14 protein-coding genes are annotated in these 12,505 nt (G+C 67.6%); all 14 read right to left on the reverse strand.

Going from position 1 to position 12,505, the window contains the following annotated elements; genetic code table 11:
• Window positions 1-58 precede the first annotated feature (58 nt).
• A complete protein-coding gene (locus ACZ7OI_RS16035) occupies window positions 59-1,306 on the reverse strand; it encodes an AAA family ATPase (protein ID WP_470264948.1) in 1,248 nt (415 codons plus the stop codon).
• A 260-nt stretch (window positions 1,307-1,566) separates the two neighbouring features.
• Window positions 1,567-2,394, reverse strand: coding sequence for a hypothetical protein (locus tag ACZ7OI_RS16040; protein ID WP_470264949.1), 828 nt, complete (start codon window positions 2,392-2,394; stop codon window positions 1,567-1,569).
• A 332-nt stretch (window positions 2,395-2,726) separates the two neighbouring features.
• Window positions 2,727-3,611, reverse strand: coding sequence for a hypothetical protein (locus ACZ7OI_RS16045; protein WP_470264950.1), 885 nt, complete (start codon window positions 3,609-3,611; stop codon window positions 2,727-2,729).
• 156 nt (window positions 3,612-3,767) lie between these two features.
• Window positions 3,768-4,196, reverse strand: coding sequence for a hypothetical protein (locus ACZ7OI_RS16050; protein ID WP_470264951.1), 429 nt, complete (start codon window positions 4,194-4,196; stop codon window positions 3,768-3,770).
• Between the two features lie 245 nt (window positions 4,197-4,441).
• Window positions 4,442-4,984 carry a hypothetical protein gene (locus ACZ7OI_RS16055; RefSeq protein WP_470264952.1) on the reverse strand — a complete coding sequence of 181 codons (543 nt, stop codon included), beginning with the start codon at window positions 4,982-4,984 and terminating at the stop codon, window positions 4,442-4,444.
• Between the two features lie 883 nt (window positions 4,985-5,867).
• Window positions 5,868-6,158, reverse strand: a complete 291-nt coding sequence (locus tag ACZ7OI_RS16060) for a hypothetical protein (RefSeq protein WP_470264953.1) — start codon at window positions 6,156-6,158, stop codon at window positions 5,868-5,870.
• 71 nt (window positions 6,159-6,229) lie between these two features.
• Entirely contained in the window at window positions 6,230-6,484 is a 255-nt protein-coding gene (locus tag ACZ7OI_RS16065; protein WP_470264954.1) for a WhiB family transcriptional regulator, read from the reverse strand.
• A gap of 607 nt (window positions 6,485-7,091) precedes the next feature.
• Entirely contained in the window at window positions 7,092-7,784 is a 693-nt protein-coding gene (locus ACZ7OI_RS16070) for a hypothetical protein (RefSeq protein ID WP_470264955.1), read from the reverse strand.
• Between the two features lie 210 nt (window positions 7,785-7,994).
• Entirely contained in the window at window positions 7,995-8,846 is an 852-nt protein-coding gene (locus ACZ7OI_RS16075) for a hypothetical protein (protein WP_470264956.1), read from the reverse strand.
• A 46-nt stretch (window positions 8,847-8,892) separates the two neighbouring features.
• On the reverse strand, window positions 8,893-9,162 hold the full coding sequence (locus ACZ7OI_RS16080; RefSeq protein ID WP_470264957.1) for a hypothetical protein: 270 nt from the start codon (window positions 9,160-9,162) through the stop codon (window positions 8,893-8,895).
• Window positions 9,159-9,389 carry a hypothetical protein gene (locus ACZ7OI_RS16085; protein WP_470264958.1) on the reverse strand — a complete coding sequence of 77 codons (231 nt, stop codon included), beginning with the start codon at window positions 9,387-9,389 and terminating at the stop codon, window positions 9,159-9,161. The genes ACZ7OI_RS16080 and ACZ7OI_RS16085 overlap by 4 nt, the downstream gene beginning before the upstream one ends.
• Window positions 9,382-9,975, reverse strand: a complete 594-nt coding sequence (locus ACZ7OI_RS16090) for a hypothetical protein (RefSeq protein ID WP_470264959.1) — start codon at window positions 9,973-9,975, stop codon at window positions 9,382-9,384. Before ACZ7OI_RS16090 ends, ACZ7OI_RS16085 begins: the two co-directional genes overlap by 8 nt.
• Before the next feature lie 651 nt (window positions 9,976-10,626).
• On the reverse strand, window positions 10,627-11,586 hold the full coding sequence (locus ACZ7OI_RS16095) for a hypothetical protein (RefSeq protein ID WP_470264960.1): 960 nt from the start codon (window positions 11,584-11,586) through the stop codon (window positions 10,627-10,629).
• Window positions 11,587-11,737: 151 nt separating this feature from the next.
• Window positions 11,738-12,445: an N-6 DNA methylase gene (locus ACZ7OI_RS16100; protein WP_470264961.1), complete on the reverse strand. Its 708-nt coding sequence runs from the start codon at window positions 12,443-12,445 to the stop codon at window positions 11,738-11,740.
• Window positions 12,446-12,505: the final 60 nt, after the last annotated feature.

Below are 12,505 nucleotides of genomic sequence, written 5' to 3' on the forward strand. Positions count from 1 at the left end.
GGCCGCGCGCCTGGCGGCAGAACGCAAGGGAGAGCCCGCCGCCGGTGGCTCCGGACCGTCAGACGAAGGCCGACAGAACGGGCTTCAGCGTGACGGCGATCGGTGCGTCCAGTTCGAGGAAAGCCTGCAGGTTCTGGTGATCCACCTGGTGGCCGGTCACCATGTCGAACAGCGTGCGGGTGTGCTCTGCTTCCAGCTGGTTCGCGGCCTGGGCCAAGTGCTCGATCAGCCGCCCGTTGTCCTTTTTCTCCTGCAACGCGTACAGCAGCGAACCGGACACCTGCCTGTCGTTCAACTGCGCGATCTCCGCGGCGAGAGCGGTTTCGGTCCCGGCGGCCTGCAGCTTCGCATAGCAGTCCGGCTTGGGCACGTTCACGCGGCTCTGTGGCTGCCCGCCCGCGTTCGAGGCGATGTCCTCGGCGATCATGCCGACCAGCTGGTTGGTGAAGATCGTCTCTCCGGTGAATGCCTCGAGGAATTGATTGAGCATGGTCGTGTCGCGGCCGTCGATCTGGACCGGGGTCGCCAGGTACCGCGCCAGCTCCTGCCGGTCCGCTGTGTTGAGCCATTTCGACGCGTAGTCGATGGTGCGCGGCGTGGTGAGCTGGTTCATCTCCTCACCGCTGTCGAACAATTCCGCCACCGTGACGGTGTCGTCCTTGTCGTCGTCGCCGGCATTCTGTCCGTCAGCGACGATCACCTTGGGCAGCGCCTTCTGGAAGACCAGGCTGGGGTGCTTGGTGAGCACCTTCTGCACCCAGGGGTTCAAGTCGTCCAGAACCGACATGAGGGTCGCGGCGTCGGGCTCGACGTGGAAGAGCACGAACCGGGACAGGCTCGCTTCGTCCAGGGCGACGACGTTGCCCCGGTCGTTGCCAGCGACGATGATGCGCACGTTGTCGGGCAGGCGAACGTGTCCCATGCGCCGCAGGGTGACCAAGGTGAGCACGCCGGACGTCACGTCCGAGGTAGTCCGGTTGATCTCGTCCAAGAACAGCAACGGTTTCTCGCGCGGATTCTCCAGCGCGTAGTCGATGCACTCCTGGATCACCTGGTGCGGGTAGAACACCTGCTTGTGTCCCTGCGTACCGTCGTCCTTGGCGTAGGGCACCAACCGGGCGCCGGTCAGGTCGGCCTTGTCCGCCAACTGGTTGCACGGCAGCACGAACGCCTTGGTGCACATGGAATAGGCCAGCGCCTCGACGAAGGACGACTTGCCGATACCGGGCTCGCCCATCAGAGCGGGCGTGGCGCCGACATCGAGAGTCTGCGTGATCACAGTGGACAACGTCTCGTTGAACTTCATGAGGGTGTCTTTCTGGTCGTGGGAGGGCTGAGAGAGCGGGGGCACACCGGACGCTGCGGGGCGCATCCCAGCGCAGCGCGAAAACGCCTCGGTCTGGTCGCGACGGCTGGCCTCTCCGCCGCCCCGGGACGGGGCGTCCGGGCCGGGCGGGGCGCAGCGGCCGTACGCACCCGGTTGCGGTGTCCTTTGACGCCGCCCGATCGCGCTGCGCGCGATTCCCCCGCGGATCGGGCAGGGCAGCTCCGCTGCTCACGGCCGGTTTACGAGTCGCAGGAGGATCGGACGTTTTGCGATGCGGGAGCTCCGGCTGTGTTGCGGTCGGCGACGATCGTTGCGGCCCGGTCGAGAAGATACGGACGCCCGTTGCGCACCTGCTCGTGCTTCGGGCGGGACGGGAGGATCTCCTGCGCCGCGCGGTAGAGCAACCAGGCCCGGTCGCCCGGCGAGTAGCTGGCTCCGAAGGAGCTGTATGCGCTCAGCGGCGTCTGCATCCGGTGGTAGAGGATGCCGAGGACGGAGAACTCCCAGCGTGACGTGTCGTGGTCGAAGTCGCGCAGATCGCGCAGCCGGCCCCGCACACTCGCGAGGGTCTGTTCGACGATCTGCGCGGCGTGCGGAATGTCGGCTGCCGCGTGGTCGGTGTCGACGGATGCTGCCGAGGCGAGCGCGCTGGCGCGCGCCGTCGCGGCCAGCCGGGCAAAGAGCGCTTCGGCCGACGCCAGTCGCGGCTGCCTCCGTGTCGCTGCCGGACCGGCTGCGGCGGCGACTGGCACCGGCGATCTGGTAAAGGTCACCCAGTGGTCGAGGAGGATCTCGAACCAGCCGTGTTCCTCGCGCAGCACGCGCTTCCCCGCTGCTGCCGGGAAATCGTGCAAGTTGGCCGGAACGGGCGTGAGGAGGTGGAAGCCCCGCCCGGACATCGACAGTTCCGAATACACGATGCCGGGCAGGTGCAGCAACTCCTCGGCGACGTCGCGCGGGCAGCCCGGTTCGATGTCGACAACGACCAGGCCGTCGACGACGGCCTGGAGGTAGAAGGCGCAGTTCGCCGCGTTCGGAAGGGCCCGTGTCAGTTCGTCGAGGTCCATGAGGCACGTTGCGTCGAAGGCGAAGGCCCCACGCAGAGGCCCGCTGTGCCGGCATGCCGACGTGCACCCGTCGAGCATGTGGCGCACGTCGATCGGCGCTTTCGCCGTCGCATCGGCGCTGTCGCCGAGACGGCCGGAGACCGTCCATCGCGACGCACCGGCGAGAGAGAGAATCGCTGGATTGTCGTAGAACTGAGGGAATCGCCGTCGAACATCGGCCGGAATCATGGCGGGACGCGCGCTTTCGTTCGCTCGGGTCGGGCGGAAACCGAGACCGGCAAGAGCCCTCGCCGCGCAGAAGCGAGCACAGGCCCTTGCCGCAAATCGGCGGATCAGCTCGGCTGGTAGACGACTCCTGCCCCCTGGCTGTCGCCAGGACCCGCCGAGCCGACAACCGGTGCGCCAACGGGCGACCCCGCGTTCCTTAGCTCCGCGTTCTCCCGTTCGAGGCGGGCGAGCTTCTCCTCCGGGGTCTCGTCCTGCTCCCGCTGGACGGGGACCGCAGCGGCTGCCGGAGCCGCCGCGACCGGCGACTGAACGGCCGGTGCGGCGGGCTGCGGCGCCGGGAGGGGCAATGCTTCGGCGGCTCCCGGGGCCGCCGCGTTTGCGGCGCCGCCGACGGCGCTGGCGGCAGGCCTGGCCGCCTGGACGGCACGGGGCTGGTCGTTGAACACGATCCCGCGTGCGGCCAGTTCGCTGGCCGGAACGCCGGGGCTGTAGTAGCGCGGGGTCTCGTTGACGAGCACCTGCTCGATCGCGAGCCCGCGCTGGTCATAGCCCTTCGGCTTGTAGACGCGCATCACGAGGGTCACGTCGAGCCCGCGGGCGAGTTCCTGGCCGGAGAAGTCCTGATTGAACGTGCCGCTGCCGTCCGTGGCGGGGATGCCGATGATCGGCAAAGTCGAACCCTTGGACTCGATCGCCCAGTGCAAGCCCCCGCCCGGGTCCTTCGACGAGCGGTAGCAGCGCTCGGCGACGAACCGTTCCTCGAGGGTGTGATTCGACGGGTCGGCGTACAGGACTTCCGCTTCGGTGATGGTGGCGGAGGTATGCGGCTTTCCTACCGCGATCATCCCGTGCTCTCGGCGGCGCTGATCGCTGGCTTGGAGTTCCTCACCCTCGATCAGCCTCGTGAGGCGTGAGTAGTGGAGTTTGCCGCGGATGAGGACGGTGGTGCCTTCGGTGAGCTGGGAGGCGGAGACGGAGTTGTTGGACATGGTGATGCTGATCCTTCTGTCGGCGGTGATGTCGGCGACTCAGTGTCGGTCGGCGGTCTGCCCGGCCGGTTGGCCGTTGACGGTGCTTCCTCGGTGCTGTCACGGGCGGCTGACCGATCGACGAAGCCCTTCGCCCCCGGCGGAACCGCAGCCCGCTCAGGCGACGCTCTTCTCGCCTGTGTCGTCGACGGGGTCCTGAACATCGAGCCAGATCTGCAGGGCTTCGACGGGGGTTGTCGCCTCGTCGCGCTCCAGTGCGAGGACTGTGGTCCAGCCGGTCGGCACGAGGATCTCGACGGTGAACTCGCACGTATTGGTCTCGCGGACGCGGTGGAGACCCAAGCCTGGCGGCAGCCAGATGGTCAGTCCCGTTCGCTGGGTGGTTCTCGTGCGCTGATACCTGACGGGAATGCGCGATGCGACAAGCGTCATGGACTGCTGCTCCTGGAAGACGAGCCGACCGTGTCGTCGCGGCCGGGAATGTGCGGGCACGGAGTTGTCGGCGGTGTCGATCAGGCTCTCGTCGGCCTGCGTCAGGCGTTTTCTGGTCTGCCGGAGGAATTCCGGGAGCGAGATGCCGCACATTCGGCCGACGTCCCCGGTGCTGATGCTGCCGCCGAAGAACCTGGGCCCGTTCTCGACGGCACTCCGAGCGGCCCTCAGGTCCGCGACGACGCGGCCGGCCGAGTGCCCATGGCGAATCGCGCTCGCTGCGAAGCCGCTCCCGGGACCGGCGTGAGCCGGTCCCCCGGCCTCGGCCCGCCGCTGCGCCGCCCAGCGGCACTGCGCCCACGCCCGACCTCCGCCCACGAGGCGGACAGGGCTTTGCTTCACGCGGCCTGTGCGCCGGGGGGCTGGCCGGGTTCGTCCGTGTCGGGGATCCGGTCGAGCAGGAACCCCCGAGCCTGGTCGTTCGCCATCATGTCGGCCAGGTGGGCGAGGAACACCGCGCGCTGGGTGGCCCTGCGGTCCGCGAGGGGATCGCGCTCTCGGAGGGCTTGCATGTCGACGACCCACCCGCCCTCCTGGCCGACGACGTGCTGCAGCTCGGAGTTCTCGGGAACGGGCATCCTGGTGAAGTCGTGGTCGAACTCCGGCGCGACGCCAAGGTGCTGAGCGGGCTCGTCCACGCAAAGAGTGTCGGCGCCGATCGCTCGGCCGGCGCGATCGAAAGCGGTGAGGGCGGCTTCGCCGGCCCGCGAGACATTGTCGACGTGGACTGCCGCCACAGTGTCGTCGGCAAGAAAGGACGTCTCGTGGTCGATGCGCGCGTGAATGCGCTCGCGATCCTCGTAGTTCCGCATGATCGTCCGGGCTTCGTCGAACCCGCGGAATTCGTCCTGGCCGGGGTCCGCCGGGCGAGGGTGTGTCATCGGTGCGCTCCTTCGCAGGGTTAATCGGTCAAGCCGATGACGCCGCGGGTGAGGCACTGGTGCCCGGCTGCTTCTCCTTACAACGTAGCAACCCGAACACCGCGCGCGCAGCTCAAAACACAGCAGCACGACCAGACCAGCCGAGTGGCACGTTCACTACGCGTGCGGCGAAAGCACGGATCCTCTGTTGCACCTCCCTGCACAGACACACTCGAGCACAGCCCGGTGCCCATCAGTCCGTTCAACCGCCGAGAAGAACACAGACAGGGCACTCCGGCGCACCGGAGGGAGCGACTCTGCGGCTGCGGCACACATAGCCGCAGAGGCAGCCGTGCGTCGTGCCGTCGCTGATGTGCAGAAAGCGTTGCTCCTCGCCTCGGACCTGAGCCCGGGCATCGGAGATCTCAGGCGAATCCGCGAAGCTGATGCTCCGGGGCCCCAATCGGGAAAGCACGCCCGAGGTCGCGGCAGCAAGTGAGCTGGCAACCGGATCGCCGTCTCCGTGTTCTCGGGGGAACGTCGGCACGGGATGATGCCCGCGACGTCCTGCGTCCGTGTTGCCCGGTCCCGCCTGCGGTGAGATCCTTCACGGTCGCTCTCCTGTTCTCTGACGGATGCCCGTACCGCGGCGGGCCGGAGCCGCTGTCGCTTCCCTGGACACGACATGCCGGCGACGACGCTCAGACAGGAGTCCGTGCGGTCCGCCGTGTCGGTGTCTCCGTCGGCATGGGCCTCCGCTCTGTGTCGCCGGGACGACGACGCCATCCGATCGCAGGCGTGCCTGCGCTCATCGCCCACGGGCAGCGAACGCACCGCTCGTCGCCGTCGTGGACGGTCGCCTCCGCGGTGTCGCACGGCGGGCACCTCTGTCCTCGCACGGGTCTCAGTCGGTCGTGTCGTCGAGCCACCGGACGTGGTGGCAGCAGATCCCGTCGACGAGGACGGCCGCGGCATGATCGATGTCGCGCAACGGCACCCGGTCGTGCTCCGCCGTCAGGCGGAGCTTTCCGATCCGGGCCAGCCGGGTGATGTGCTTGTTCTGGGCTGCTTCGCTCAAGCCCCGCAGATAAAGGCGCGGGCGCAGGGCTGCCATGCAGACCCACGGCCGCCAGGGAGAGGCGAGTTCGCGGATCTGTTCGCGGAGGAAGTTCTCCCACCGTTGCTCGACGGACATGCCGGGCCTCCTTTCGTTTTCGGCAACGGGTTCCTGCTCGCGGGCCAGGGTCACGGGACGGATCTCCGGCATCACGCTCCTGCGCGTTCTCGGCCGGACAAGCCGCCCCAGACCCCGGCTCCCGCGCAGGTGCGCAGGGCGTAGGCGAGGCACTGGTTCCGCACCGGGCATCGCCGGCAGACGCGTTTGGCCTCTTTTTCGCGGCCGTTGCCGTCGAACATTCTCGGATCGACGCGCGCGCAAGCGGCGTCGTCGCGCCATCCCTCGCCGAGGTCGCGTTCCAACTGGTCTACTGTCGTCTTCCCTCCGGGGCCGCCTGCGGCCATGGTGGTCCTCCTCGCGAGTGCCGGGAGACACCGACGGCCGGGGTCTCTCCTGCCCGACGAGCGGGGCCCGTACACACCGAGGCTGTCGGCCCGTGTCCCTGCCGTGCTTGTCTCCCTTTTGGCACGCACTCGGGCCGGCTCCGCCGGCTTCGGTCAGGGCTTCCCTGTTCCGGGGGCACCGGCCGGAGGCACGCGACGCCGCGAAGAACGGACACGCCCCGGCCTCATCCAGTGCCGCGCCTTTCCCGGACCTGTGCTCCACAGCGGAGAACCCGCCCAGGAAACCCGAGCCTGATCATTTTCGAGGCACGCTTCGCGAATCGTGTCCGATGTCCGCGAACTGCGCGGCGTCACCGGCCTCGCTCCATGTGCGGGGCCGCCGCGCAGATGGCCTCGATCGCGGCGCTGATCGCCTCGTGGCGGGTCTCGGCGTGCTGCAGAGCACGGGGCCATCCGGCGGTCGAGCTCAGCCAGGACGGTCTCGTACAACGGGTCACCGGCGAGCTCCGCATGATCGGACACGTGTTGTCCCCTAGGTCGCAACGGGTCCCAGCGGGGCGGGCCGTCGGCCCCCGCGGGAGAGGAGGCAGGCCGCGCGACCGTCGCGTCAGAAGCTGGCGGACAGCCAATCGTCGTGGCCGAACTGCTGGTCGCGGCCCGGGCAAACCCAGGCACGGTAGTCCGGGCCAATGCGTACGTGCACCGGTTTGTTCGCCGTGTCGTTCACCAGAACCACGTACTCGGATCGACGTTTGCCGATTTTGCCGAGGAGCTCAAGATAACGGGGGCCAAGCGTGAGAGATTTGCCGCCGTCTTTGGGCAATCGGTCGACTCCGACCTGCGGCAGGAGGTCCGGGCGACCGAGGTCCTGGCCGCCGAGATCCGCTAAGGGCACTGCCATCGTGAGGCCGGCACCGGTCACGCGCACTGCCTCTCCGTCTGTGCGCAGGGTGAGAGAGGGTTCCTTGCGGAACGCCTTGACCAGTTCGGCGACGTCGGACGCGGCGATGCTGACCGGCTCGTCGAGTTCGCCGGATGCGTCCGTCGCCGCATGGGCCACGACCATGCGATCGCACGACCAGCCGTGCAGGCGGTTCCCCTTCGTGTGCAGGCGCACCGTGTGGAACTGCATCGGGGCCTTGTCGGCTGCGGTCGTGGTCAAGACCAGGTCCTCCAGCAGGCTGATGAGCGGGCTCGGCCCGGTCTTCCCGGCCTTACCCTTGGCGTTTTTCACGGCCCGGGCGGCCACAGTGACACCGCTCGGGTTCGTTGAGTTGATGCCGACTTCGATGGCGGACATCTCATTCACCTTTCAGGTTCGGGTTGTGCAGCAGAAGCCGGGCAACGGCGTGCGCTGCGCGCGAGTGCGGCTTGCCGAATCCGGAGTTCACGAGCGGGCGCGGAGTGAGATGGGCGTTCCCTTGCCGTCGCCGGTTTCCGGACCCTCCGACTCGTCGATATCGCCGCACTGCACCGGATACGTGATGCAATAGCTGCAGGACCGGGCCGGTTACCCGTGTTCTTCGCATGCGTCTTCGACTGCGGGGTGGGCATCAACGCTGGAAAACCGGGGCCGAGCGCCCTGCGGCGTGCCGGAGTCTTGCTGCCCGGCTGCGCCGGGCGACCGGTCGGCCGCTCCGCAGTCCTGTCGGGTGTGTTCGCTGACGGTGTTGCACATCGCGGCGCTGGGGTGCAGGAGCGTCGCGTCGTCGGGGAGGTCCTCCGGGTTGATCTCGTCCCCGACGACCTGGTCGAACGCGGTGTACATGCCGCTGTCCGGGTCGCAGACGTACATACGCCGCCGCGAACCTGAGGCCATGCGGCCAACGCGGTCGGCGCTCCCGCGATCGTCGATGTCGCGTGCGTTGCCTGACGTCGAGCCGGTCCGCGGCGGCCGGGCTTGCTCGTCCTCGACGGGAGCGGCGACGACAGTCGAGACGAGTTCCAGGTCCTCGCCGTTCCCCGGATCGAGAAGGATCCCTGCCGAGGTGATGTCCGGCAGGGGTTGTTCGTAGGTCGCGCCGCTCCGGTCGCGGTAGACCAGCGTGACGTCTGCCGCGGCAACGGCGGTTTTCGTTCGTCGGCCGGTGCCGTGCGAGCATGCCTCCGCGCCGAGGACGAGGTTGAGCAGGACACGGACGTGTTCGAGTTGGCCGGCAAGTTCGGCGCGTTCGAACGCCTGACGCTCCAACTGGGCACGATGACCATCGCAACAGCGGTCCAGCGGGCCGGGTTCGGGGTTCGTCGGATAGCGCGAAAGCGAATGCTTGACCTCGGTGGCTTTCACGAAAAGCGCGTTGAGGACTGTGCGGATCTGCCGTCGGGTGAGCATGAGACCGAAGTGCGGTGCGCTGTTCGTCATCAAACCCTGCTTTCTTGCCGGTGGCGCATCAGAACGACCAAGCGGATTACGTGATCCGAACGCGGGCGAAATGCTTTGAGACTCGCGAAAACGCGGTCTGCAAATCGATCTCTTCGCATTTGGCCAGCAGTTTCGCGACGGGCATCGTCGTCGGTGTCTCGCGCCCCTCATGACTGTTGAAGTAGCGGACCGTGCCGTCGGGGTCGAGCCGGAACACGCCAGGAGCGGCAAGGCCGTCAGGGCCGAACGCGCCGTCCGTGGGCGGACGGCTCGGCACGGTCCGTCCGAGCAGGGTGCGCGATGTCTGGTCGCTCATGATTGCTCCTGGTACTCCGGGCACTCGGTTGCCCGGCATGAACGGCACAGGCGTCGACCGGGGTGTTCGGGGTTGAATGTGATGTCGCTGAGGAGAACTCCGAGGCCGAGCTTTCCGGGCTCGCCGTCGTAGATGTATCCGCAGCCGTCGCACTGGACGCGGACGAACGGTTCCACCTGGACGATGCCGTGGATCTTGCCGGGAAGATCAGGCAGCAGGTCAGTCATCACCGACACCCTCCGCCATATCGACGACGTCACCGTTGGTCCCCGTGGCGGAGTCCCCGACGATGGCGCGGGCCTCGCGTACGCGGTCCGTGTCGTCGCCGAAACCGTGTTCGGTCAGAGCAGCCCGGGTCTTGGCCAGGACGGTGGCCAGCGCGGCGCGGCCACGGACGGCAACCAGTGTTTCGGCCTTGGCCGCTGCGAGCTCCGCTTTGGCGGTTTCAGCGCAGGCAGCGAGAGCCGTGACCGCGCCTGCTTGCTCGATCAGCGCACGGGCGACGGGGTGCAGAGTATCTGTCCTAGTGCCAGCGATCGGGCGTGCGCGGCCAGGCTCCGTGGGGCCCTGCCGACACGGCAGCGCCCGGCAAGCCTCCAATTCGCCGGCCAGTTCGCGGAACTGCGCGGCAGCCCGCTCGGACTGGATCAACGGACCTTCGGCGAGTTCGCCTACGACGGCGGCGAGACGACGACCGGTGCAAGCATCAGGCCCCGTCGGCGAGTCGTTTTCGCAGACATTGTTGGCGATGTCGATGAGTCGGGCCGCAAGGTCGTGTCTCTTGCTCTGGTGTCGCCCATTCGCGTCAGACAATATGTTCTCCTCCCGGGATTTCAGAGCCGCTCGGGGACCTGGTTGACGTTGGAAGGTCCATGCCTCAGCTGCCGCAGGCAGACGGCGCAGCGCGGGATCAGGGTGCAAGAAGCGATTGAGGTGGTAATGCACGGGCGAGCTGAGCGCTGTGACCGGCTCGGTTTGCGGGACCGACCGTTGAGGACGGTCCCGGTCGACGTCACGAACGGAATCTCGGTGGCGCGCTGGCGATAGAGATTTCTCAGCGGAAGCAGGCGCGCTCCCTGCGTGGCCGCCACTCGCGCGAGCACCGCACGGTTTCGCATGTCCTGCCCCGCGACTCGCAGGTCAAGCGTCGGTCGCGACCGTCGGCTCGCAGGGATTCTCACCGCAGGCGCAAGACCCGCGGAGCGCGATTCGCCGACTCCGGAGTCAGACGCGTGAGGCGAAGGAACGACTCGTGACTGCCAGCGCAAGATCGACTGGCGCAGCAGCTCTCTCCGCACGCACCGGCACCCGCAGGATCAGCTTCCGCGACCGACGGCAGCCTCGACGTCGCCTGCCAGTTCCCAGCCGGGGAAGGACAGCACGACCCAGTGTTCGTCGAGGTACTGTCGCCGCGGAATCCCTGCGGAGGCCGGCGATACCAGAAGCCGTCGGGTGTCCGCGCATTCATCGCGTCTCTCCCCGGGCGTAGCGGCGAATGTCTTCGAGCGCTTCCCGTTCGGAGACTCGTCCCCAATCCAGCGCCCGCCGAACAGCGTTGAGGACCATGTCGAGCCGCTTCTCCAGCGCTGTAACGTCTCCGAGCTTCGCCGTGTCGGCCAACTCTTCGCTTCGAAGCTTCTCCCACGGCTCCGGGTGCTCCATCGCCGCATGACCGAGGCGAACATCCGCGAGCTGGTGCAGGAATCTGCCTCGCGCATCAGCGGGGATCTGTGCCCACCACTCGCAACGCGGGCATTCGATTCTCACATCGCCGTTCTCGTTGGCCATTGCCGCCAGGTGCGGCGGCATCTCGACGGCGGACGGCTCGCCGGACTTCGCGTGAGCGAGCAGCGCGGCGCGGATCACCTCATCCAAGTCGTCACTCGCGCCCGGTGCTCCCCGCGCGGATACGGCGGTCGGCAAAGTCCCTGCGCCGTGACGGTAGGCCGCCACGGCGGTGCTCTCGACGACGGCGCTCAGGGCGCGCAACGTTTCCCGGTCTAGATCGCTGTCGAACGAGCAGAGGTCTTTCTCTCTCCACGCGTCGAGGACGGCGCGGATCTTGTCAAGGGCAGCCCGTTCGGTGCCACGCTGCTCGACGATCCGGAACCCGGCTCGCTGTGCGTCGTTTCGTTGCGCGGTGACAGACCGTAGCTCCGTCTCCACCGCATCAGCGCGGCGACGCTCGTAGTTCGCCGTGATCCGGTTGTTCCCAGCTGCTATCCCGAGGCTTCGTTTCGTGCGAGCGAAGTACTTGGCCGCTTTCCACCACGACGAGGCTCGGCGCTGGGCTTCTTCAAGGTCGATTTCGTAGAAATGGATGATCCTGCGGAGCGTCTCCGGGTCGTCGGTCAGTCGGTCCCGGACCGCCGGTCCTGGAGCTGCACTGGGCCGCTTGTCGACGGAGTCAGGTCCTTCAGACATTTTTCGTCCGGTCTCCTTCGGGTTTCGGGGTTGCTAGTCGCGCGCGGCCGCACCGCCGCCGGAGTAGCCGCTCGCGCATGCGACTCCGGCGAAGGAGCCCGTTGCGATCGGCGACTCGTGCGCCGTCGGCAGCCGGGGACTGGCAGGTCCGTCAAGCCTGTGCGGCCGCACAGCTCTCGCTGCTGCGCGCGAGCCGGAGCTTCCGGCCCCATCCGCCCATGACGTGTGCCGGGGTGCGCCAGGTGTCGAAGGTCTCCAGCGTGATCGTATTACGGTGGAATATCACCGCAGGAACGTGCAGCAGCGCAAGCTGTACGTAGGTCATGCGCACCGCACGTGCCGAGATGTCCTCGGCTGTCACGTGAAGCTGGGTCTGATAGTTCAATCCCGCCCGCCGCAGGGCCTGTGCCGCCCCGATGGTCAGCGAGCCGGAGCCGCACGCGCATTCGTACAGCTCCGCGAATCCGCGGTCTCGAATCTGCTGAGCCAGTGTCTCGGTCGTCGGCACGAGAACGAGTTCGGCCAGGAGTTGCGCAACGTCGTTCGCCGTGTAGAACTGGCCCCTGTCGGGCTCGCCGATCTCGAGTTCCATGTAGAGCTGGCCGAGCACGTCGCCCGGCTCCTGTTCCATCGTTACGACGACCATGGCCAGCGCATGCGCGAAGCGATCCAACTGTTCACGCGAGTATCTTCCGGCGGTGGCCAGATAGCCGGCTTCCCGTTCGTCCCGGCCCATGCCGTCCACTGCGTTCCTGAAAGCCAGAGCCGCCATTTCCACGAAGTCGTCGAAGACGACTGCAAGCCGGGCGGACCCGGTGTTCGCGCGGAGGAGGTCGGTGATTGTCCGGTAGTGATTCACGAGGTCTGCCTTGTCTCCGGGCACTCGCCGCGGATCCTGGACGGCACCACCCGATTACTG

The sequence above is a fragment of the Amycolatopsis sp. NPDC114503 genome (genome assembly GCF_055633655.1).